Below are 21,329 nucleotides of genomic sequence, written 5' to 3'. Positions count from 1 at the left end.
TGCCGCATCAAGAGTTGCGGCAGCCTTTTTATTTGAGTGATCGGTACAGCTTTGCCATCGCCTCCAGCGGCAACGCTTCCGCGCGCGCCAGGGGCGAGATTCCTGCGCTGGCCGCAGCGGCGCTGATACGAGCCGCTTCAACGCCTGCAGCCCGCAGATTATTCGCCAGCGTCTTGCGCTTCTGCGCGAAGCATTGACGGAGAAATGCGATGAAGCCCTGGGGATCGACATGCAGCTCTTCAAAACGCGGGGCGAAGGTCAACCGCAGCACGCTGGAATGGACCTTCGGCGGGGGCGAGAAGGCATTCGGCGGCAGCGTCAGAAGATCCTCTACTTTGGCGTAGAGCTGCGTCGTGGCCGATAGCGACCCGTAATCGCTCGATCCCGGCGCAGCGGCGACGCGGTCTCCCACTTCGCGCTGCATCATCACGACAGCGCGCGAGATTGCGTCGTGGTAGCGGAAAAGATGCAGCAGGATATCCGACGTGATGTAGTAAGGAAGATTGCCGACGACGAGCAGCTTGTCTTCGCTGCTTCCGCGCAATGCAGCAAGGTCGACGGTGAGAATGTCCTGCTCGATAATCTCTACCGGGGCATCGGTGAACTTCTCGCTGAGCAATGGTGCAAGCTCGCGGTCGAGTTCCACTGCAATCAACTTGCGCGCTCTTTGCGCCAGCAGTTCAGTGATGGCAGCTTTGCCCGGACCAATTTCGACAACAGTTTTTTGCGAGATATCGCCAAGCGCTTCTACGATGCGTATGCGAGCGCTGGGATCGACAAGAAAGTTCTGACCTAATTTTGCTTTCTGCGGCATCTTATTTAAGTTGATCACTGACAATGAGACAATCGTGCTGGAGCTGCTGGCTTCTTTAAGCATGATACGGACAAATTAAGGGAGCGATTACCCACATGCACATTGTTTTCGCCGCATCGGAATGCGTGCCATTTATAAAGACCGGCGGTTTAGCCGACGTGGTTGGTTCACTTCCGAAAGAGGTGGCGAAGAGCGGTCACCAGGTCACCGTATATATCCCCTTCTTTCGCCAGGTGCAGAGCCATTTCCCGGAAAAGAAGATAGCCATATCCAGCATCACTATTCCATTTGAAGACTACAACCGCTTCGTAGCGGTTGTGGATGGCGGCAAAATCGATGGTGTGCAGTACTACTTTATCGACTGCCCTGAGCTTTTCGATCGTGAAGGCGTGTACTCGACGGCGGCTGGCGACTATCTGGATAACTGGGAGCGCTTCGGACTCTTCTGCCGCTCAGTGCTCGAAGCAAGCAAAGAACTCGGCGTGCCGGATGTCTTTCACGTGCACGACTGGCAGGCAGCGATGCTGCCGGTATACCTGCGAACCATCTATTATTTCGACCCGGCGCTGCGCAATGCCGGAACCGTGTTGACCATTCACAACGCGGGATACCAAGGTTGGTTTCCACCTGAGACAACGAAGAAATTACTGCTGCCGTGGGAGATCTTCACCATGGACAAGCTGGAGTTTTACAACACCTTCAATTTTCTCAAGGGTGGCGTGGTGTACTCCGACATGCTCACGACGGTGAGCCACACCTATGCAAAGGAGATTCAGACGCCGGAGTACGGCAACGGTCTGGAGAGCACGCTGCAGAAGCGTGGGAGCGATCTACGCGGCATTTTGAATGGAGTCGATTACAGCAAATGGGATCCGGAAAGCGACGGCAAGATCGCCGCGCATTACACGCCTGCCGATCTCAGCGGTAAGGCGGAATGCAAAAAAGACCTGCTACACGCTTTTGGAGCCTCGCATGTGAACGAGGACGCCGTGGTACTCGGTATGGTCTCCCGGCTGGCCACGCAGAAGGGTTTTGATCTTACGGCGCAGATCATCGAACGGCTGGTCCACGAGAATATTTTTCTCATCGTGCTGGGAACCGGCGAGCCTTATTATGAAAATCTCTTCCGCTCGCTCGATGAACGCTTTCCTGAGAAAATTTCTGTTCGCATCGCCTATGACGAGACGCTGGCCCACAAAGTGCTCGCGGGTTCAGATATATACCTGATGCCTTCGCGTTACGAGCCGTGCGGCTTGAACCAGATTTACAGCCTTCGCTATGGTACGGTGCCCGTGGTGCGAGCGACGGGCGGCCTCGAAGATACCGTGGAAGAGTGGAATCCTGAGGCGCAGACCGGCACCGGCTTCAAGTTCGCCAACTACTATGCTGATGACTATCTGAAAGCAGTGCAGCGGGCATTAGGCGTCTTTCGGGATAAAGAAACATGGCAAACGCTGATGCGTAACGGCATGGCAGTGGACTACTCCTGGACAAAGCCTGCGGTTGAGTACGTTGCAGTATATGAAGAAGTAGCGCGTCGCAGAAGCTAACAGAGTCTTTTAGCAGGTAAAAGCGGCTGTCATTCTGACGACCAACGGGAGGAATCCTCGTTTAAAGCGATAGTGTTGCTGCTCCCGCATATCGTTTTCGAATCCACCAAAAAAGCGGGATCCCGGCTGCAATGATGGCTGTCCCGATGAGCGAATTCTGCAGATTTTCCTTATAGGAAAAATACAGTAGCACAGCCGAAGCGGCCACGAAGAGCGCCGGAAGCACCGGATAACCCCACACCCGATAAGGCCGCGGCGCATCCGGCTGGCGCTTGCGATACACAAAGATCGTCGTCGCCGTAATCATGTAAAAGAGCCATTCGGCAAAGATGGCAAGCTCGAAAAGCTGTTGAAATCTGCCGACCACGAGCAGCAACAACGTACTGAGCACAGCCTGGACAATCAGCGAAACGGATGGGCTCTGGAATCGCGGATGGATATGCGCAATGCTGCGAAAAAAGAGCTGGTCGCGAGCGGCTGCAAAAGGAACACGTGCGCCGGACATAATTGTGCCGTTGAGAGTGACAAATATGCTCAGCGCCATCGCTGCTGAAACTAGGATGGCTCCGCCATGTCCGGAAACGATCGCCATGGCAGCAACTGCCGGACGGGGAGACGCAGCGATCTGAGCCGCGGGCAGGATGTACTGAATGGCGGCATTAGTTGCCATATACAGAGCGCCAACGATGAAGAGCCCGGCGATGAGCGCGATCGGCAGGCTACGCTCGGGTCGCTTGACTTCGCCTGCGACCATGGTCAGATCGTTCCAGCCGTCATAGGCCCAGAGCACGGCGATCATGGCCACCATAAATCCGCTGAAGCCGCCCTGCGCTCCGGTAAACGAAGTTTTGAAATTCGCCAGCGATCCGGTATGCGAGCTGAAACAGAAGATCGCAATCACGACGATCAAAATGCCCTTCAGCCAGGTAAAGAAGAGTTGGAAGTCGCCTGCTTTTTTAATGCCGAGATAATTGAGTCCGGTAATCAGCCAGGTTGCGGCAATAGCAAAGAGCTGCGACCAGTAAAGAACGTTTGAGCCATGAAAGACCGGCTTTTCCAGCCATGCAAAGACGCCGAAGATGGCCAGCGTGCGCGCAAGTCCACTGGTAACGCTGGCAATGGAGGCGGGCTTGGCTACGGCAAACCACGTCCACATGTAGAGAAAAGCTGGCAGATCGCCATAAGCCCTGCGGATATACACATACTCGCCGCCTGCGTAGGGCATCATCGCCCCCAGCTCGGCGTAGGTCATCGCACCAAAGAGCGAGAGCAGGCCGCCGACAATCCAGGCCAGGTAAAGCAGGCTGGAGCTGCCGACGGCACGGATCATCTCATGCGGTACAAGAAAAATACCGCTGCCGATGATGGTGCCTACGACAATTGCCGTGGCATGCGATGCGCCGAGGACGCGGGGCAGATCGGGTGTTTGCGTGGCTTCCTGCGTTGAAGGCAACGAGCGGAACTCCTATAGCAATTTTCTGCCAGGTATATACAGCCGTCATTCTGACGACCGAAGGGAGGAAGAATCTTAAGCCATGCTGGCTGGGGATTCCTCGCCTGCGGCTCAGAATGACGCCCTAAACGTAATCAGTACCTGATAGAAGTCGCTTTAATGATAGAGCTTGAGTTCTTTCCAGTCTGCCTGATAAGTCGCCTTTCTGCCACGGCATAAATAAATCGGACGATGCTCATAAGGCATCGACCAGGGATTATCCATGCGATCCTTGATCTCGCATGAGGCGTAAAAGCGGCTCATCTCCTCCGGAGTCGCATCGGTGATGATGATCATCTCCTCGCCTGTGTAGCTGCGTGGCCCCCAGATCCAGTAGTTCTGGTGCCCGCTGATGGCGTAGGGCAAGCCGTATTTGTGGCCGAGGATATCGATAGCTCCCGCATCGCCATAGTTCTGGCCGAAGACGCCGGTGATGGCGCGCTCATTGGGAGGCAGAGCGTTATAGATGCGCCCGGCTTTCTCTGCGAGCTCCTGCCATCCGAAGCGGTCAGCATAAAACTGCGGCAGCAGCGGCTTGTCCTTCTCTACCTCTGAATCGTGCGGTGCAAAGTGCAGCTTTTGCGCATAGGCGATCCATTGCTGCGGAGGCAGCACCGGAACCGAAAATGGGAAGAAAGCAACCAGCCCGATGACAAGTATTGCCGCATAAGCGCTGATAAGCGCATTACGCCAGCGAACATGATCTGCCCATCCAGACCATACTACGGCTCCGGCTGCGAAGAAGACGGGATAAGCTGGCGCGAGGTAGTAGTCCTTCGCGTGTAGAACCATCATCAGCGCGAGAAAAAGAACATAGAAAACGCCGAGAAACCGCAGCCCGCGTGCCCGCTTAGCAATCAGAAACCAGAGCATCCCTGTGAGCCACAGGAGGACATTATGCGGCGTGAGCATCATGACTTGCCCGAAGATAAACGGCAGCGGCGGCAGCTTTACATCCTTACCTGTGGCCTGCACCCTGCGCAGCCATTCGAGAGTAGGGAAGTGATAATGCACCTGCCAGAGAAAATTCGGGAGCGCCACCACGACAATCAATGCCACAGCGACAGCGAACCAGCGATTGGCCAGGATGCGGCGCTGTGGGGTCAGCAGCAGGGCTGCCAGCATCGCAATCAGAAAAAATACGATGGAATCCTTGTTCTCAAATGCGAGGCCAGCGCTCAGACCGAACACGATCCACCAGTTGCGAATCCCTTGCGGCGAACCAGACTGCGCGATGCGGATGAGCGCCAGCGCGCACAGCATCCAGAAAACCGGATCGAAGGAATTCATCGAGAGATAGCTGTCGATGCCGAGATAAACGCCCCCCGTGATTACCGCGAGCATGGCCAGCGCCGCCGCCCGGCGTCCGCCGCCAAGCGTCGAGACCAGCAGGCCAGTTAGAAAGACCTTGGCCGCTCCCGCTATGCCGGAGATGAGCCGCAGCGTCCACATCGTGTCATGGCCGAAGAGCATCTCCGTAATACGCGCCTGCAACGCAACCAGCGGTGGCTGATCGACATAGCCAAAAGCAAGACGCTGCCCGCAAACCACGTAGTACAACTCGTCGCGAAAGATGCCGTAGCCGGCATGCTGCGCAAGAATATTGCCCACAATCTGGATAGCCAGCTTCAGCGCCGCGAAGACAAGGCTGAGCCAGAGAATCGAGCGCAGCCTCGCGCGGGCAGGGATAGACGGTGTAATTTCCATTGCGTATACAGCATGCACTACGCCGGCTTACCGCGAAAGTTCCAAAAGAACTTATGTATTGTTGTTCAGGATCGGCAACGGGCCTGTCGTCGCCGTAGTCTCTGCGTGAAAATGCGCATGAATCTCTTCCGCAGTCTTACGAGATACGACCGCAGTCAGCGCTTCAAGATCGGCGCTCTGCACGCTGCGCAGGCTGCCGAAGTGTTCCAACAGGCGTGTGCGGGTTCGCGCGCCGACACCAGGAATATTGAGCAGCTCCGAATCGCGGTCGCGCATCTCGCGACGCTTGCGATGATAGCTGATGGCAAAGCGGTGCGACTCATCACGAATCCGCTGTATCAGGTGCAATACCGGCGATCTCCGATCCAGCACGATGGGATCGTCTTCCTGCCCGTAGAGGTAGATAATCTCTTCGCGCTTGGCAATCGAAGCCAGCGGCTGGCTGGTGAATCCCAACTCTTCCAGAGCACCCGCTGCCGCATGCAGCTGGCCGAGTCCGCCGTCGATCAGGATTAAGCTGGGCATCGGCTTATTTTCTTCCGCGATGCGCTTATACCGGCGCGTGACCACTTCGCGCATCGACGCAAAATCATCGACACCCGTCACGCTCTTGATCTGGAACTTGCGGTAGTCGGATTTTTTCATCGCGCCGTCTTCCCACACCACCATCGATGCGACCGTCTCCGCACCCTGAATGTGCGAGATGTCAAAACACTCGATGCGGCGCGGCAGTTCCGGCAGCACCAGAACATCCTGCAGCGCTTCTTGGATGATCTTTTGGCTCGGTTGCAATGTGCGGAATCGCTGATCGAAGCTCTGCTTGGCGTTCTGCCCAACCAGATCCACCAGTGATCGCCGATCGCCACGCTGCGGAACAGCCAGCTCAATCCTGCGGCGCGTCTGTGTGCTCAGAAGATCGGCGAGAGCTGCGCGATCTGAGAAATCGACAGGGACATAGATCGCGCGCGGCACATATTGCTGATCGATATAAAGCTGCTTGAGCAAGGCAGAAAAGAACGCGTCTGCTTCAAACCCAGCCGAGCCATTCGCGGGAACAGAATTTTCTTCATCCACTTCCAGAAGCTCAGGCAGGTCCTCCCAGAAAAATTCGCGGCGATCGACAATCTTGCCTCCACGCATGTGGAAGAGATTCACCGCCAGCATCTGGTTCTCGAAGTGGTAACCGAAGACGTCGGCGTCATCGTTTTCCGTCGATGCGATGCGCTGCTTCTCCTGTAGATCAGAAACCGTGCGCAGCAGGTCGCGATACTTTGCCGCAAGCTCAAACTGTTCGCTCATGGCAGCCACCTGCATCCGTTCTTCGAGCGACCGGCCCAGTTCGGCACTGCGTCCTTCAAGAAACAGCTGCGTGTCGCGCACAGCCTCGCGGTACGCCTCCGGAGTGGTCAAACCCTCCACGCACGGTCCCAGGCAGCGCTTGATGTAGTACTGCAGGCACGGGCGCGGATGATAGCGCGAGAGATCGACCTTGCAGCTCGGGATCAAGAAGCTGCGATGAATTAAATCGACGATGCGATGCGCGAGATTGCCCGGGAAATAAGGCCCGTAATAGGCGCTGCCATCCCTGCGCAGGCGCCGCGTGACAAAGACCTTCGGATAGCGATCGCCGAGTGTCAGCTTCACGTAGGGGTAGGTCTTGTCGTCGCGCAGCAGAATGTTGAAGCGTGGCTTGCGCTGCTTGATGAGATTGTTTTCAAGCGCCAGCGCTTCGTGTTCGTTATCGACCAGGATGTAATCGAGATCGATAGCTTCACGCATCAGCGAGCCGGTTTTGGCGTTGGCCTGTGACGCTTCCAGCAGGTAGGAACGCACGCGTGAACGAAGATTCTTGGCCTTGCCGACATAGATCACTTCGCCGTCGGCATTCTTGTACAGATACACTCCGGGCCGCGTCGGCAGAGTGCGAATTTTCTCCTGTAAGTCCATGAGCGGCTTATTCTTAGTTTACCTTTTCTTCGCCTCAGGCTGCCGCGAATTGCACGAACCGAGTAAAACCTACTCGATTTCTCTAGCCTACCCTGTGCATTTACTGGCTTAATTCACCGTTAAACAACTCAATTCATGCGATTTGTAAAACATTCGAGGTTTGGCAACGGGCTTGCTCATTTATGGAATCGTAAGAGGGGAAAGACATGCTTGTTCCCCTCAATTTGAACCAGGATCTGCTCATAGATGAAATGGAGTGAATTACGATGACTCGTGCCAGCAGAATGACTTTGCAATCAGTTTCCGCCGTTGGAGCGCTGTCACTGCTTTTGGTGAGTGGATGTTCCACCAAAAATTATGTGCGCAGCCAGACCACGCCGGTGATTCAAAAGACGAACGAGTTGGACGACGCTACCGCGACCAACAACCGCAATATTCATGACGTAGACCAGCGTGCGCAGGCAGGTATTCAGCAGGCGCAGAGCAGCGCGAATCAGGCAAACCAGGCCGCGCAGAGTGCCGGATCAGCCGCATCCCAGGCGAATCAGACCGCGCAGGACGCAGTCAACCGCGCCGACTCTTTATCCAGCGTGGTCGGTAATCTGGACAACTACAAACAAATCGCGGATGCGCAGGTCAACTTCGCTTTTGATAAAGCTGATCTGACCCGCGCCGACAAGCAGAAGCTTGACGACTTTGCAGGCCAGCTTAATTCACAGAAGAGCTACATTCTCGCCGTCACTGGCGGAACGGATTCCACCGGCGACGCCAATTACAACTACAACCTCAGTCAGCGTCGTGCGCAGTCGGTGGTGCAGTATCTGGCGTCGAAGTACAACGTGCCGCCGCATCGCTTTTATCTGATCGGCATCGGCGAGGATAAGGAAGTAGCTCCGAATAGCTCTGCCAGCGGCCGCGCGCAGAATCGCCGTGTAGAGATTCAGATGCTGTCGAACATGACCGGTCAGAATGGATCGCAGACCACCGCGCAAGCGACCGGAACAGTGAAACTGCCCCAGGAAGGACAGGTCAACTCTCCTCAGCAGCAGCAGTAACAGCGGCAATAATCGCAAGCAGGAGCGAATGAGTTCAACTCATTCGCTCTTTGTTTTTGCGGCTAAAAACAAATCTTCGATGTAAAAGCATGAAAGCCGTCATTCTGATCCTGAGGAACGAAGGGGAAGAATCCCCAACGGTCTCGATTTGAGATTCTTCCTTCCTTCGGTCGTCAGAATGACGGCGATCTATAGCTACGGGAAAAATGCTCTAAAGAGCCAGCTGCTTAACGTGTGCCGCGCGCACATCATTTGCCGTGTACAGCGAAAAGAACGGCGCACCCTGCGCCGCGGCTTCCACGGCAGCACGGCCTTTGGCTTCTTCGCGCTCCACCAGGCAGGCCACAGCAATCACATTCATTCCTGATTCACGAGCCGCCTCAATCGCTGTAATCGTTGAAGCACCGGTCGTGCAGACATCGTCCACAATCAACACCGGCGCGTCTTTTTCAAAGAAGCCTTCAATCTTCCGCCCGGTCCCGTGCGCCTTTTCCGTTTTGCGCACCAGGAAGCCATGAATCAATTGCGCGCCGTGATGCTCCTGCGCATACCACGCGCTTGCCGTTGCCACGTTCGAGACGATCGGGTCCGCGCCCATCGTCAATCCGCCAACCGCGGCGGGCTTGATCTTCTTCTCATGCAACAATTCCAGAAGCGCGAGCCCGGTCAGACGGCCGCCTTCGGCGTGCAGCGTCGTAGTCCGACAGTCAATGTAGTAATCGCTGGTGCCACCGGAAGAGAGCTTGAATTCACCCAGCTTGAAAGAGATGCGTGACAACAGATGCAGAAGCGCGTCGCGATAGTTGGTGGTCATCAAGTCTGATTGTAGACTGTTCCAAAATGCTCGGGAAAGGCTCAAACAGCATGACATTTCTTGAACTCTATCGCGTGGAATTCAATCAGGAGATGAAGAAAACCGGCAGAATGCTCGAAAGCATTCCAGACGGCGATTTCAATTGGAAGCCACACGAAAAGTCGATGCCGCTCGGCCGACTCGCCGGGCATGTATCAGATATCCCGGATCGCGTTACATCCATTCTCTATACAGACGTGCTGGTACGGCCTCTTGGCTATGTACCGTTCACGGCGACATCAAAGGCAGAAGCTCTGGAGCGATTTGCGACGTGCAGTGCCGAGGCGGAAGCGGCGCTGCGATCCGTTACCGAAGATCAGCTCGCCGGCGAATGGGCCGTTAAGCTCGGCGATAAGACCATCACACAACTGCCCAGGGCAATGGCTCTTCGGCTGGTCGTCCTCAACCATCTCATTCATCATCGCGCGCAGCTCGGCGTATACCTGCGCCTGCTCAATGCACCCATCCCAGGAATGTTCGGCCCTTCGGCAGACGATCTCGGACATTGAGAGAATCTTCATACTCGCAGAAAAATGCGCTTGCGATACAGCGGATAGATCAGAGCAAGATTGATCAGCACAATGAAGATTGCGTAGGCAAGCGACGCATGCACCGGCGCAAGCCCGGTGGCGAATCCGTATTGATAACCCCACTGGTGCAGGGTGATAGCGGAGCCGCCAGCGTTGATATGTATGCGATCCGTCAAAGTAGTCATCACATTCGAGAGCGCGAAGGCGAGAATTGCATTCGTGCCGAAAGTTAAAAATGGCGTGCTCCACTCGCGCCAGCGTTTGATATCGAGCACGTAGTAGAGCAGCGAGAAGGCAAGCAGGCTGACGCCGCCGCTGAGCAGCGCAAAAGTGCTCGTCCAGATTTTCTTGTTGATCGGGAATAGCGGATTTAGCGCAAGACTTGCGACCAGCAGAACGCATCCGGCTGCCGCCATGAGGAGCGCTTTGCGGCCTGCCGGATTTTTCGAACGCAGCCACTCGCCGGCGATCACGCCGATGAGCAGCGTTGCAATCGCGGGCAGTGTAGACAGCAGGCCCTCCGGGTCGAAAGTGACGCCGTAGCCGGGTGTCGTTCCATACGCCCACATATGATTCGTGCCGAAGACAGCGCGGTCAACATACGCCGGAAGATTGCCGAGCGAATCCAGACGGCCTGCGCCGAAACCGCGAACGGGAACCAGCTTCAACAGCGCCCAGTACCCTGCGAGAAGCGCAGCCGCAACGCCGCCGACAATCCCTGTGCGCTTGATGGAGTTCGACCGTCCACCGCTGAGCGCCAGGTACAGCAGTGCTCCAGCGAGATAGCAGAGCGCAATGCGCTGCAGCACGCCGGGAATGCGAATCGTGTGCAGATTGTAATCGGGGAAGCCGTTGACGATGAGCCCGAGCAGGAAGATGATCGCGCTGCGCCGTAGAACATGCGTGGCCAGCATCGCACGGTTCGCGCCACGCTCGATCCGCCCAGCAAACGATAGTGTGATGGCGATGCCCACGGCGAAGAGAAATCCGGGAAAGATCATGTCGGTCGGCGTCGCGCCGTTCCACTGTGCATGCAGCAGCGGCCAGTAAACAGCGCTATAAGTTCCGGGATCGGTGACGAGAATCATGCCCGCCACGGCCATCCCGCGGAAGACATCGAGCGAGAACAGCCTGTTGAAAGCTGGAGCGGAGGCAGAACTTTCCTTCAGAGAAACAGTGCGAGCGGCGGCGATGGCAGTCATAGATGTTTGCGCAACGTTTGCGCAAAGCCATTTTAGCTGTTCAACCGCTCCAGGTGCCGAAAACCTTCCGTCTGCAGCAAAAGCCCGGCAAAGAGCGTGAAGTTATACGCGGCATGTACCACGGTGCTGGCTGCCAGCGACTGCAGGCGCAGCCGCACCACGCAGAGCGCGGCACTCACGACGCCAATCAACAGCAACGGTGCCCAGGCGCGCGAGACTTGCGTCGCGTGCAGCAGTGCAAAGGGAATCGTCGTCAATAAGACGGACAATGGAACCGTCATCCATGAGAATGATTCCGCCGAAAGTATTTCGCGTCGTATCAGCCAGCGAAATGCGTGAATGAATCCCGGCAACAGAAAGCCGCGAAAGGCCAGCTCCTCCAGCATTGGAGCGAAAGTGATACCGAAGAAGAGCATCATCCACGCGCCAAGCTGCGAGCCCATCATGTCTTCCATAATCGGCGGATCTTTCGGCATAGGCAGATAGTTGCCAAGCAGAGAGATCCCGAAGCCCAGCCCTAATCCCAGCGCCACCAACCAGAGCAAACGCGTTCGGGCTGCATCCGCATTCCAATGGATGCCCTCAGCAAAGGGACGCCGCCATAGGGCGGGGAAAATAACCATCGCAGCCAACGCGGTGAGCAGGTAGGTAAAGGTTTGTACCGGAATTGCCAGCCGTGCGTCCGTGCCCATCATCTGGGCAAGCGCGTGGTAGTCCTTCTGGCCGAACAGGTGAGACTGCTTCGCCAGAAATAAGCTCAAGCCTTCGCCGATAAAGAGCATCGGCAGCGCCAGCACAAAGAAAAGCACTGCATGGCCCAGGTGAGGAAGTTCAGATGCCGGAGGCGGTGGCTCTTCAGGATAAAAAAATTCAGGCGCGGACGGCTCCGCCGTTGGCGGAACAGGCGTCAGCGAAATAGGATCGAGCGTCACTGAATCATTTCTTTCTTTACCGTCTTGCGTTTTTTCGGAGCCGCATTGCCATTCTTCGCCGGCGTCAATTCCGGTTCAAGGGCAATCTGATGCTCCGCATAATACCGGCTCAGAAATTCTCCTGTATACGAGCCGTTAACGCGCGAAACCTGTTCCGGCGTTCCTGTGGCGATAACCTGTCCACCATCTTCGCCGCCTTCGGGTCCAAGGTCAATGATCCAATCGGCATTGCGAATCACATCCAGATTGTGCTCGATGATGATGATCGTATTACCCAGATCAGTGAGGCGATGCAGCACTTCGAGCAGCTTGCGCACGTCGTCGAAGTGGAGGCCTGTCGTCGGCTCGTCCAGCAGATAAAGCGTGCGCCCGGTCTGCCGCTTCGACAACTCCCTCGCCAGCTTCATGCGCTGCGCCTCACCGCCGCTCAGCGTCGTCGCTGCCTGCCCAAGATGAATATAGCCGAGTCCGACATCCACCAGCGTTTGCAGTTTCTGCCGCACCTGCGGAATATCGGTGAGCACCGGCAGCGCGTCCTCAATCGAGAGATCGAGCACATCGGCAATGGAATAGCCATTAAACTTTACTGCCAGTGTTTCCTGATTGTAACGGCGGCCGTTACAGATTTCGCACTGCACATACACATCCGGCAGAAAGTTCATCTCGATACGCCGCTGGCCTTCACCCTGACATGCCTCGCAGCGCCCACCCGCGACATTGAAGGAAAAGCGTCCCGGCTTGTACCCGCGCTCGCGCGACTCCGGCAGCATGGCGAAGAGATCGCGTATAGCGGAAAAGACGCCGGTATATGTCGCCGGATTCGAGCGCGGCGTGCGACCGATCGGTGACTGATCGATACGTATTGCTTTATCGATATTTTCGAAGCCGGTGATGCGTCCATGTTCGCCGGGTTCCTCACGCGAGCCGTAAAGCTGTTTGGCCAGCGCGCGATAAAGAATGTCATTTACCAGCGTGCTTTTTCCTGAGCCCGAGACGCCCGTCACCACCGTCATCACGCCCAGCGGAAACTTCGCCGTCACGTTGCGCAGGTTGTGGCTGCGCGCGCCTTCTACCGTAATCCACTTGCCATTGGTGGAGCGCGGTTCAAAGCGATGAAGAATCTTTACATCGCCCGCGAGATAACGCCCGGTCAGGGAATTCGCCGAGCTCATAATTTGCTCCGGCGTACCTTCTGCCACCACATGGCCGCCCAGCTTACCTGCCCCGGGTCCAAGATCGAGCACATAGTCGGCATGGCGGATCGTGTCTTCATCATGCTCGACGACGAGCACCGTGTTGCCAAGATTGCGCAATGATTCGAGCGCGCGAATGAGCCGCAGATTGTCTCGCTGGTGCAAACCAATCGAAGGCTCGTCCAGCACGTAGAGCACACCACGCAGGCGCGAGCCAATCTGCGTTGCCAGCCGAATGCGCTGTCCCTCGCCGCCCGAAAGCGTCGCAGCGCTGCGGTCCAGTGAAATATACCCCAGCCCCACGGCATTCAAAAACTCCAGCCGCTCGACCACTTCACGCCGAAGCCGCTCTGCAATCATCGCCTCGCGTTGTGAAAACTGCAGACCACGCGCGGCATCCACTGAACGCCGCAGCGATAGCGCCGTGAAATCCGCAATCGACAGACCGCCGACTTTGACCGCCAGCGATTCCGGACGCAGACGCCTGCCCTTACAAACCGGGCAGGTCGAAGCCGACATGTAATTCAGCATCCACTCGCGGTAGGTATCCGATTTCGACTCCTCCACCGCGTCCCGCAAATATGCGAGGATGCCATGAAAGCCGGTTCGCGGTGCCTCAGTCTTACCCGGCCCATGCAGCAGAATATCCTGCTGCTTTTGCGGAAGCTGCTCAAACGGCTTTTTCAAATCGATCTTGTAGCGTGTCGCCGCCAGCTGAATCAGCTTGAGCAGATACTGCGACGCCGAGCCCGGCCCAAGTCCGCCATCGAGCAGTGGCTTCGACCAGTCGGTGATGACCTTTGCCGGATCGAAATCGTAAATGCTGCCCAGCCCATGACACTCCGGGCAAGCGCCATACGTGCTGTTGAACGAAAAGCTGCGCGGTTCCAGCTTGGGCACATCGAGCCCGCAATCCGGGCAAGCCATCGACGAAGAATAAAGCTGCTCAGTGCCGCCAGAGATTCCAACCAGCACCAGCCCATTGGCCATCTGCAGCGCCTTCGCCACAGATTCGGTAAGCCGTTTCTCGATTCCAGGTTTCAGCACGATGCGGTCAATCACCGCTTCAATGGTGTGATTCTTGCGCTTTTCCAGGTTGATCGTCTCAGCCAGATCGCGCAGCTCGCCATCAATGCGCGCGCGAAAGCCCTGCTGGTCCAACTCATCGAGCAGGTCTTTGAACTCACCCTTGCGCCCGCGCACCACTGGCGCGTAAATCGTAACGCGCTCGCCCGCGGCCAGCGAGAGAATGCGTTCCACAATCTGCTCATGCGTCTGGCGCGAAATCGGCCGTCCGCAGTTAGGGCAGTGCGGCACGCCCACCGAGGCATAGAGCAGCCGCAGGTAATCGTAAATTTCGGTGATCGTGCCTACTGTCGAGCGCGGGCTGCGGCTCGTCGTCTTCTGCTCAATCGAGATCGCCGGACTCAGCCCCTCAATCGAATCCACGTCCGGGCGCTCGATTTGATCTAAGAATTGCCGCGCATATGCCGATAAGGTTTCCACATAGCGGCGCTGGCCTTCAGCGTAAATCGTATCGAAGGCGAGCGAGGATTTGCCGGAACCGGAAAGGCCGGTGACAACGGTCAGCGTGTTGCGCGGAATCTGAACGTTGATGTCACGAAGATTGTGCTGGCGCGCACCGCGCACGGTAATGTGTGTGATCGACATGCAGAATGAAATTCTGGGGAAAACTTGCAGATGCGGAAGGCAGGAACCCTTGCAAATGCGCTGACAGCCGTTCAGAATCGGAACAAGAACCCTATAGGTATCTTAGTTGGCAACAGAAAAGCGGGTCAATTCGCGCCCTTTTTCTGCGAGAATGAGCATCGTAGTAAGCGACTGCTCGAAATAGAGCACAGGTATGCCGCACAGGGCCACACAAGCGGCTGCCGGAAAAGAATTTGAGGATGCAGGACGCACTGAATTTGTTGATGTTGGTTTGCGCGGCGGTGGCTGCGCTTGCTTTTGGAGTACTGTCGGCTTACGGAATCTGCCGCGTAGCCTTTGCGGCATTGAAAATGCACGCCCGCTCTTATGCAGTACGGGCTCTGCAGCCTAAGCCGGGGATCGCCCGCGTCGTATAACACTATTTATTTTTTGACGAAAACAAAGAAGGCCGCCATTGGCGGCCTTTTCTATTGTGGATTTGCCTGCGGCTGCTGCTGCCGCCGCAACTGCTGCAATTCCTGCAGCATCTGTTCCGGCGTCTTTACCTGTCCGGGCTGCGATGGCGGTTGTTGATCCGGAATCGGACCGGGTTCCTGAGGATTCGGCTCAGGCCGCGGAGGTTGGGGCGAACTATCCGGCTGGTCCGGAACTGAGTCGTCCTGATCTTCATTCTGGTTCGTGTTCTGCTGCACGGGAGCCGTGTTTCTCGATGCATTATTCGCCGGGCCGCCGGTACGTGACGAGATCACAAGCTGCCTGGGTACCCCGGTGCTAAGCGAGCCCAGCATCATCACGTTGTAGCCAAGCCCGTCCAGCAGCGCTGACAGAACTTCGCGCGGCGCCGCAGGACCATAGGTGCCGAAGATGCGCTGGTCGCGCGGTGAGCCTTCGACGGTCATGCCAGTCTGTGTCGATATCTCGTGAAGAATCGCCGGAAGGCTCGCGTTGTCAGCCTGGATGGAAAGTTTCCCCGCCACGGTTTCTACCGAGGCAGGTTTCGCCGGCTGATCCAGCAGCGAGAGGGAAGACTGCGGAACAGGCTGCGGCGCAGGTGCAATCGCCGCCGCAGGCTTGGCTGCCGTGTTCTTGTGCAATGGCTGCCTGGGCGCAGTCTGCGCTTCTGCTATGGTTGCAGTGATGAAACCCAATAAAAGAATTCCGGCTTTTGCCTGTGACCGCATGGAAACCCTGGCGAAGCGCACCGTTCAAATCGCACACTTCTATGTACTAGACTAGCAGTGGCTTCGAATTGCTCACGAAAAATTTAGCGCGCCCGTCTTCAGAAGCAGAATTCAGTGGAGCGCGCGGCAGGTAATTATCGGTTTCATTATGAATCGCTGGTCCTCGTTATTGCTCGTTGCTGCATTGCCCTTCGGCGGAATCGCCCACGCCGTCACCTGCACCACTCAATCGCAGATGACGGAAGCGCAGCGCACCGCGTATGTGCAGGCAGTGCATACAATTACCGCCGATGTGCAGTCCGGTAACGCGGCGGGAGTAAAGGCGAATACGATCGCCAGTGTAGCCGCAAATTTCGACGGAATCGCTGGGACCATCCAGTCGGTAAATCCGCTGCTGCAGGGCGGCGCCATCACCATCGAGTCGATTTACAGCCTGCGCGCAACCGACCTCAAATCGCCAGCGGACACGCAGTTTTTTTGCAGCGTTCCCGGCTCACAGCTGCTTATTACCGTTTCCATCCCGCAGCTTCCGCCGGGAGACTACGCTCTGGCCGTGACCCATGCATCAGGCGTAAAGCAGCCGCAGCAGCTCTCCATGATCCTGGCCAATGATCCGGCTGGAAGCGCGCAATGGAAGCTCGCCGGTTTTTTCGTGCGGCCACTTACTTCAGGCGGACACGACGGCGTCTGGTACTGGACGCAGGCGCGCGCCTATGCCGCGAAGAAGCAGCAATGGAACGCCTATTTCTATTATCAAACTGCGGTTTACCTGCTTACGCCAGTCGATTTCATCTCCAGCCCGAATCTGGAAAAGCTGCAGAAGGAAATGGATGCTGTTCGCCCCTACGGGCTTTCTGGTGCCGAGCCCATGGCTCTCGCATCCAATGGTCAGACCTATGAAATTACCAGCCTGCGCACGGATGGCTCTCTGGGTGGCCTTGACCTTGTGGTGAACTACAAAACAGACAGCGTTTCTGATCCAGTTGCAACGCGAAGCCGCAACGTCGATGTGATGAAGGCATTGTTGACCCAGCATCCTGAGTTGCGGGAAGCTTTCCACGGGTTATGGGTTTACGCTCAGGCAGAAAATCAGCAACCCTATGCAAATGAACTCCCCATGAGCCAAATTCAGTAAAACAAGAAGAGCGACGATAAACCTCAAGAAAGAAGTTTTTGACGGATGGCGAATGTAATGGAGAAAACTTTGTCCCAGGCGATTGCGCAGCGGCGCGCTACGCCCAGCTTCGATGGCTCCCCCATTTCAGCCGATGACCTGAGGAAGATTGTGGAAGCAGGTTTACAGGCCCCCAGCGGCTACAACATGCAGCCGTGGCGTTTCGTCGTGGTTCGCTCATCGGAACAGAAGCGCCGCCTGCGGGGAGCCAGCTTCAATCAGGCCAAGGTGGAGGAAGCATCCGCCGTTATTGTTGCCTGTGGCGATGCAGACGGCTGGCGCAGCGGCGATCTCGAAGAAATGCTGAGACTCGGGCGCGACGGCGGCATGCCCGAGAACTATGCCGAGCTGGCCAAGGTCAATATTCCCAATTACCTCTCCAACCATCCCGATTTTCCCATGTGGCTCAACCGCCACGTCATGATCGCTTTCACCAGCATGATGCTGATGGCCGAAGTTCTCGGCTATGACACCGCCCCGATGGAAGGCTTCGAGCAGGAGAAGGTGCGAGAAGTGTTGAAGCTGCCCCTCAGCTATCACGTCGTCGCATTGTTGGCTATCGGACGTCTGAAGGGCAACGATAAGTTCCAGGGAGGCCGCTTCAGCATGGCTCGCACCGTCTTCGCCGAAGAGTTTGGCAAGCCAATGAAGTTTTAACGACTAACGCTCCCATGCTAACGCCAAAGGGCCTTATAGTTTACGGAACTAGTTTTACGGAACGTCATTCTGAGCGCAGCGAAGAATCTCCAGCTCCATCACGCGCGACAGTCTCGTCATCGGTCAGGCCTGAGCCCGATCACGCCAACGACAGATAACTCCTCAAGCTCTACGACAAATGAAACCTTAAGCTACAACTGCCATTCTGATGTTTTTGGGATTACCATCCAAGATTATGCCGACACGAACCCGGATCGTGCTTCTGGTATTGGTGCTCATCGCGTCAGGATTAGCCGCGGCCTTCATGGTACTCCTAGGCATGCGCGCCGACTTCCTGATGACACCCGAACAATCCGCGCGGGTACGCACGGCGAGCGATGTCGTTTGTGATCTTTTCTGGGCGATGCAAATTCCGATTGTCTGGGTGGTATGGAGAGGCTCCTGGGCTTATCGGGGACTTCTGCAGGTTCCCCTCTCGCTTTTCTGGTCGGTCGTGTGTTCGATCGGTGGGGGGTTTTTATGGCTCACTCTCTCTGATAAAGTATGGATTCGTGTGATCTACCATCTCAGTCTCAGGTAGTTTTTGCCTTTCGCGCCTCTCATTTGGCTCGCAAATTCCATTCTTTACTTCTTGCTGGCCATTACACGAATCACGGAAACTAACCATTCTCCGTACAAAACAGGAGGAGTAGGACAGATGCGCCGCGAATATTCTGAGGCCCCCATCGTTGGAGTCGGGGCAATCATCTTCAACGACGAAAATCAGATCCTGCTCATCCAGCGCGGACAGGAGCCATTAAAGGGCGAGTGGTCTCTCCCCGGAGGCGCGCTGGAGCTTGGTGAAACACTGGAGCAGGGAATTCGCCGCGAGGTGCTCGAAGAAACCGGTCTCGAAGTGGAACCAGTGCAGATCGCCGAGGTCTTCGACCGTATTGTTCACGATGAAGCCGGCCTCGTTCGCTTCCATTACGTGCTGGTCGATTACCTCTGCCGCGTCACCGGTGGCACTTTATGTTGCGCCTCCGATGCGGCCGCGGGCCGATGGGCAAGCCGCGAGGAGTTGAACGCACACAGCATCTATCGCGTAGCGCCCTTCACCGTCGCAGTCATCGAAAAGGCATTCAGCCTTAGAATCCGTTAAGAAAACCCGCCAAAAAAGTGCACAAATTGACACTCGTCTCATCTTTTGTCCGACCGATGAACTGGGCAACGGCAAAGCCGTGAAGGACGGAACGATGAGACGGATTCTTGTAGTGGATAGTGATCCCCGGATGTGCCAGGCGATTTTCAAAATACTTTCGTCAACACCTTGCGCAGTCTACTTCGCATTCGACGCGATCGCTGCGGTCACCGAGGCACGCAGGCACAATCCCGATCTGATGATCGTCGATCTCAGCCTCCCGGCAGGCAGCGGACTAGTTGTAGTGGAGCGCCTCCGCGCGATGTCGGCGCATGCGGCGCTGCCGATCATCATGATGGCCGAACGGGGAGCGCGGCTGGAGGCGGAAAAGGTTTTCGAGGCCGGGGCAAATGCGTTTCTGCCGAAGCCGTTAAACCCCAGTTTATTGCTTCACTATGTTTCCAGATTTCTACCCGCAACCGAGTCACCAAAACAATGGCAGGAGGCAGCCCAGATCTAAATATCCGGCTTCCACACATACGCTTCCTGCTGCGGCAGACCGAGATGGGCAAGCACGCGCGCGGCAAACTGCTTCGCCATTTCGGTGGAATCGATGGGATGGTTATAGAAGGCCGGAATGACCGGGAAGATCGTCGCCCCGGCATCGGCGGCAAGCGACATGTTGCGCAGGTGAATTTTATTAAAGGGCGTTTCCCGCACGCACAGCACAAGCGGGCGGCGCTCCTTCAGGCATACATCTGCGGCGCGCTCGATCAGGTTCTGCGCGAGTCCGTTCGCGATGCCCGCAAGCGTACCCATACTGCAAGGCAGAATAATCATCCCCCCGGACGGGTAGCTGCCGCTGGCAATCGATGCACCGATATCAGCCTCGGCATGCTGATGAATCTTATTCGAGGGATGGCCCAGCAGCTTCTCCACCAGCGCATTGCGCCCGCTGAAGTGCAGTTCCTCGGCGAGCACCCGCAGCGCGCTCTCTGATGCAACAAAATGGATTTGCGAAACCCGTGGATCCACATGCAGCGCCTGCAGCAGGTGCTGGCCGAAGACGGCTCCGCTGGCTCCTGTCATGGCAACCGTCAAATTGAATGGCTGATGTGTCATCGCGCTTTCGTCAGCTTAAACTATCAGCCGCTTTCGGCTGGGTCCACATTCTGCGAATGTACTTTGCCAGCCAATGAACGGTGACGACTGCCAACAGCAGGAAGCCACCGGCGATCCCGGCGGCAATGAGTGGATGCCTGGTCGCCAGCCACGTGACGCCGACGGCAAGAAGGTCCTCGCCGGTGCTGAGCACCATATTCGATATGGGTTCCGGGCTGGGCGTCACCGCCGCGCGCACCGCAGTCTTTGAACTGTGCGCCACCATGGCAATGCCGGCGCCGGCGATGGCAGCAAGCACCTGCATCTCGGGCGAGAGCTGCTCGCTCGCGTGGTACGCCAGCAGCGCAGCGACCGGGACGCGGACAAAGGTATGGAGCGCGTTCCAGATCATGTCGAAGGCGGGAATCTTGTCCGCGACAAATTCAACGGCAAACATGAAGCCACAAACCGCGATCAACCACCAGTGCGTCAGCATATCGAGTCCGACAGGCAACTCGACCCAGTGTGCCCGCGCCAACAACCCAAGCGTGAGCAGAGTAGCGTAGACGTTCAGTCCCGCAGCAAAGCTGGCCGCGATCACGAGTGCTGCGATAGTGGTGGGTGTGAAGGCATCCATGGCTAAACCGTCACCGTGGCTAATTTCGCCTTCCAGCCGCCTACAATTGCGCCCATCAGCACCATGCCGATTAACGAGATTCCCGTGTTGACCGCGAGAATATGCAGCCCTTTTCCTTCAAACGCATACTCTGCCGACCAGGTAGTCAGCACGAATCCGATCCAAGCAGCGATGCCGATCAGGATGCCCCGCAGGATCGTTTGTTTGCCGGAGATCTGCGTGAACCATGAGAGAGCAGCAGCCATCACCAATGCTCCCACGAACGCGATCAAGTATGCCAACACGACGATTGTGCCCTGATGGTGCAGCTCTTCCATGGTTTTGCCGATTCCGGCCAGCCATTCCCGCATGAAGATGGTGAACCAGACCGCCTGCACCGCGAAATACACCAGCGCCGCCACCAGGATCGCCAGATAATTCAACCTCACCCGCTGCGTTTCGAGCATGCGCAACCCTCCTCGCCAACGTAGGGAGCGATTGTACCTGACTATCTCTCACTTACTGTAGACGAGC

At 56.6% G+C, this 21,329-nt stretch carries 21 protein-coding genes; 9 read left to right on the top strand and 12 right to left on the bottom strand.

All coding sequences use genetic code 11. The features are described 5' to 3' along the window. Positions 1-28 precede the first annotated feature (28 nt). A complete protein-coding gene (gene rsmA / locus GSQ86_RS05210) occupies positions 29-814 on the bottom strand; it encodes a 16S rRNA (adenine(1518)-N(6)/adenine(1519)-N(6))-dimethyltransferase RsmA (RefSeq protein WP_158748889.1) in 786 nt (261 codons plus the stop codon). A gap of 95 nt (positions 815-909) precedes the next feature. Between rsmA and glgA the strand changes: the two genes are divergently transcribed. Continuing rightward, a complete protein-coding gene (gene glgA, locus GSQ86_RS05205; RefSeq protein WP_158748888.1) occupies positions 910-2,364 on the top strand; it encodes a glycogen synthase GlgA in 1,455 nt (484 codons plus the stop codon). 61 nt (positions 2,365-2,425) lie between these two features. On the opposite strand, the gene GSQ86_RS05200 is transcribed toward glgA, so the two are convergent. The 3 genes from GSQ86_RS05200 to uvrC form a co-directional block, all read right to left on the bottom strand. Further along, on the bottom strand, positions 2,426-3,817 hold the full coding sequence (locus tag GSQ86_RS05200) for an APC family permease (protein WP_158748887.1): 1,392 nt from the start codon (positions 3,815-3,817) through the stop codon (positions 2,426-2,428). Positions 3,818-3,973: 156 nt separating this feature from the next. After that, entirely contained in the window at positions 3,974-5,563 is a 1,590-nt protein-coding gene (locus tag GSQ86_RS05195) for a glycosyltransferase family 39 protein (protein WP_158748886.1), read from the bottom strand. Between the two features lie 51 nt (positions 5,564-5,614). Continuing rightward, complete coding sequence (gene uvrC / locus GSQ86_RS05190; RefSeq protein ID WP_158748885.1) at positions 5,615-7,510, bottom strand: excinuclease ABC subunit UvrC; 1,896 nt, start codon at positions 7,508-7,510, stop codon at positions 5,615-5,617. Between the two features lie 284 nt (positions 7,511-7,794). On the opposite strand from uvrC, the gene GSQ86_RS05185 reads away from it, so the two are divergent. Further along, entirely contained in the window at positions 7,795-8,565 is a 771-nt protein-coding gene (locus GSQ86_RS05185; protein ID WP_254062159.1) for an OmpA family protein, read from the top strand. A gap of 211 nt (positions 8,566-8,776) precedes the next feature. Here the strand turns inward: GSQ86_RS05185 and pyrE are convergent, their stop codons facing one another. Then, on the bottom strand, positions 8,777-9,379 hold the full coding sequence (gene pyrE, locus GSQ86_RS05180) for an orotate phosphoribosyltransferase (protein ID WP_158748883.1): 603 nt from the start codon (positions 9,377-9,379) through the stop codon (positions 8,777-8,779). A 50-nt stretch (positions 9,380-9,429) separates the two neighbouring features. Between pyrE and GSQ86_RS05175 the strand changes: the two genes are divergently transcribed. Continuing rightward, the gene (locus GSQ86_RS05175) at positions 9,430-9,927 is read left to right on the top strand and encodes a DinB family protein (protein ID WP_158748882.1); all 498 of its coding nucleotides are present in this window, start codon (positions 9,430-9,432) and stop codon (positions 9,925-9,927) included. Between the two features lie 8 nt (positions 9,928-9,935). Here GSQ86_RS05175 and GSQ86_RS05170 read toward each other — a convergent pair whose 3' ends face one another. From GSQ86_RS05170 to uvrA, 3 genes are read right to left on the bottom strand one after another with little or no spacing between them, the layout of a single operon-like run. Next, positions 9,936-11,150 carry an acyltransferase family protein gene (locus GSQ86_RS05170; RefSeq protein ID WP_158748881.1) on the bottom strand — a complete coding sequence of 405 codons (1,215 nt, stop codon included), beginning with the start codon at positions 11,148-11,150 and terminating at the stop codon, positions 9,936-9,938. Between the two features lie 32 nt (positions 11,151-11,182). Beyond that, the gene (locus GSQ86_RS05165) at positions 11,183-12,082 is read right to left on the bottom strand and encodes a CPBP family intramembrane glutamic endopeptidase (RefSeq protein ID WP_158748880.1); all 900 of its coding nucleotides are present in this window, start codon (positions 12,080-12,082) and stop codon (positions 11,183-11,185) included. After that, positions 12,079-14,946, bottom strand: coding sequence for an excinuclease ABC subunit UvrA (uvrA, locus tag GSQ86_RS05160; protein WP_158748879.1), 2,868 nt, complete (start codon positions 14,944-14,946; stop codon positions 12,079-12,081). Before uvrA ends, GSQ86_RS05165 begins: the two co-directional genes overlap by 4 nt. 239 nt (positions 14,947-15,185) lie before the next feature. Between uvrA and GSQ86_RS05155 the strand changes: the two genes are divergently transcribed. Beyond that, positions 15,186-15,362, top strand: coding sequence for a hypothetical protein (locus tag GSQ86_RS05155; protein ID WP_158748878.1), 177 nt, complete (start codon positions 15,186-15,188; stop codon positions 15,360-15,362). A 51-nt stretch (positions 15,363-15,413) separates the two neighbouring features. Here GSQ86_RS05155 and GSQ86_RS05150 read toward each other — a convergent pair whose 3' ends face one another. Next, complete coding sequence (locus tag GSQ86_RS05150; RefSeq protein ID WP_158748877.1) at positions 15,414-16,127, bottom strand: hypothetical protein; 714 nt, start codon at positions 16,125-16,127, stop codon at positions 15,414-15,416. Positions 16,128-16,275: 148 nt separating this feature from the next. On the opposite strand from GSQ86_RS05150, the gene GSQ86_RS05145 reads away from it, so the two are divergent. The 5 genes from GSQ86_RS05145 to GSQ86_RS05125 all read left to right on the top strand — a co-directional run bounded on the left by GSQ86_RS05145 (position 16,276) and on the right by GSQ86_RS05125 (position 19,598). Continuing rightward, positions 16,276-17,262, top strand: coding sequence for a hypothetical protein (locus GSQ86_RS05145; protein WP_158748876.1), 987 nt, complete (start codon positions 16,276-16,278; stop codon positions 17,260-17,262). A 57-nt stretch (positions 17,263-17,319) separates the two neighbouring features. Then, a complete protein-coding gene (locus tag GSQ86_RS05140; protein WP_254062156.1) occupies positions 17,320-17,958 on the top strand; it encodes a nitroreductase family protein in 639 nt (212 codons plus the stop codon). 235 nt (positions 17,959-18,193) lie between these two features. Then, positions 18,194-18,538, top strand: a complete 345-nt coding sequence (locus GSQ86_RS05135) for a hypothetical protein (protein ID WP_158748874.1) — start codon at positions 18,194-18,196, stop codon at positions 18,536-18,538. A gap of 117 nt (positions 18,539-18,655) precedes the next feature. Further along, positions 18,656-19,099 carry an NUDIX hydrolase gene (locus GSQ86_RS05130; RefSeq protein ID WP_158748873.1) on the top strand — a complete coding sequence of 148 codons (444 nt, stop codon included), beginning with the start codon at positions 18,656-18,658 and terminating at the stop codon, positions 19,097-19,099. Positions 19,100-19,193: 94 nt separating this feature from the next. Next, a complete protein-coding gene (locus GSQ86_RS05125) occupies positions 19,194-19,598 on the top strand; it encodes a response regulator transcription factor (RefSeq protein WP_158748872.1) in 405 nt (134 codons plus the stop codon). Here the strand turns inward: GSQ86_RS05125 and GSQ86_RS05120 are convergent. From GSQ86_RS05120 to GSQ86_RS05110, 3 genes are read right to left on the bottom strand one after another with little or no spacing between them, the layout of a single operon-like run. Continuing rightward, positions 19,595-20,200, bottom strand: a complete 606-nt coding sequence (locus tag GSQ86_RS05120; protein ID WP_158748871.1) for a UbiX family flavin prenyltransferase — start codon at positions 20,198-20,200, stop codon at positions 19,595-19,597. The genes GSQ86_RS05125 and GSQ86_RS05120 overlap by 4 nt on opposite strands. A gap of 10 nt (positions 20,201-20,210) precedes the next feature. After that, entirely contained in the window at positions 20,211-20,816 is a 606-nt protein-coding gene (locus GSQ86_RS05115) for a DUF4126 domain-containing protein (RefSeq protein WP_158748870.1), read from the bottom strand. A gap of 2 nt (positions 20,817-20,818) precedes the next feature. After that, entirely contained in the window at positions 20,819-21,262 is a 444-nt protein-coding gene (locus GSQ86_RS05110) for a DUF1761 domain-containing protein (RefSeq protein ID WP_158748869.1), read from the bottom strand. Positions 21,263-21,329 lie beyond the last annotated feature (67 nt).

It is taken from the genome of Acidobacterium sp. S8, assembly GCF_009765985.1.
Lineage (GTDB): Bacteria > Acidobacteriota > Terriglobia > Terriglobales > Acidobacteriaceae > Alloacidobacterium.
Note: the sequence above shows the minus strand (reverse complement) of the source record. Positions and strands in the feature narration are given on the sequence as shown.

Excerpts from the sequence above, each read along its gene's own strand:
- rsmA (WP_158748889.1), bottom strand. The coding sequence starts at position 814 with ATGCCGCAGAAAGCAAAATTAGGTCAGAACTTTCTTGTCGATCCCAGC.
- glgA (WP_158748888.1), top strand. The coding sequence starts at position 910 with ATGCACATTGTTTTCGCCGCATCGGAATGCGTGCCATTTATAAAGACC.
- GSQ86_RS05195 (WP_158748886.1), bottom strand. The coding sequence starts at position 5,563 with ATGGAAATTACACCGTCTATCCCTGCCCGCGCGAGGCTGCGCTCGATT.
- uvrC (WP_158748885.1), bottom strand. The coding sequence starts at position 7,510 with ATGGACTTACAGGAGAAAATTCGCACTCTGCCGACGCGGCCCGGAGTG.
- GSQ86_RS05185 (WP_254062159.1), top strand. The coding sequence starts at position 7,795 with ATGACTTTGCAATCAGTTTCCGCCGTTGGAGCGCTGTCACTGCTTTTG.
- pyrE (WP_158748883.1), bottom strand. The coding sequence starts at position 9,379 with ATGACCACCAACTATCGCGACGCGCTTCTGCATCTGTTGTCACGCATC.
- GSQ86_RS05175 (WP_158748882.1), top strand. The coding sequence starts at position 9,430 with ATGACATTTCTTGAACTCTATCGCGTGGAATTCAATCAGGAGATGAAG.
- GSQ86_RS05170 (WP_158748881.1), bottom strand. The coding sequence starts at position 11,150 with ATGACTGCCATCGCCGCCGCTCGCACTGTTTCTCTGAAGGAAAGTTCT.
- uvrA (WP_158748879.1), bottom strand. The coding sequence starts at position 14,946 with ATGTCGATCACACACATTACCGTGCGCGGTGCGCGCCAGCACAATCTT.
- GSQ86_RS05155 (WP_158748878.1), top strand. The coding sequence starts at position 15,186 with ATGCAGGACGCACTGAATTTGTTGATGTTGGTTTGCGCGGCGGTGGCT.
- GSQ86_RS05150 (WP_158748877.1), bottom strand. The coding sequence starts at position 16,127 with ATGCGGTCACAGGCAAAAGCCGGAATTCTTTTATTGGGTTTCATCACT.
- GSQ86_RS05145 (WP_158748876.1), top strand. The coding sequence starts at position 16,276 with ATGAATCGCTGGTCCTCGTTATTGCTCGTTGCTGCATTGCCCTTCGGC.
- GSQ86_RS05140 (WP_254062156.1), top strand. The coding sequence starts at position 17,320 with ATGGAGAAAACTTTGTCCCAGGCGATTGCGCAGCGGCGCGCTACGCCC.
- GSQ86_RS05135 (WP_158748874.1), top strand. The coding sequence starts at position 18,194 with ATGCCGACACGAACCCGGATCGTGCTTCTGGTATTGGTGCTCATCGCG.
- GSQ86_RS05130 (WP_158748873.1), top strand. The coding sequence starts at position 18,656 with ATGCGCCGCGAATATTCTGAGGCCCCCATCGTTGGAGTCGGGGCAATC.
- GSQ86_RS05125 (WP_158748872.1), top strand. The coding sequence starts at position 19,194 with ATGAGACGGATTCTTGTAGTGGATAGTGATCCCCGGATGTGCCAGGCG.
- GSQ86_RS05120 (WP_158748871.1), bottom strand. The coding sequence starts at position 20,200 with ATGACACATCAGCCATTCAATTTGACGGTTGCCATGACAGGAGCCAGC.
- GSQ86_RS05115 (WP_158748870.1), bottom strand. The coding sequence starts at position 20,816 with ATGGATGCCTTCACACCCACCACTATCGCAGCACTCGTGATCGCGGCC.
- GSQ86_RS05110 (WP_158748869.1), bottom strand. The coding sequence starts at position 21,262 with ATGCTCGAAACGCAGCGGGTGAGGTTGAATTATCTGGCGATCCTGGTG.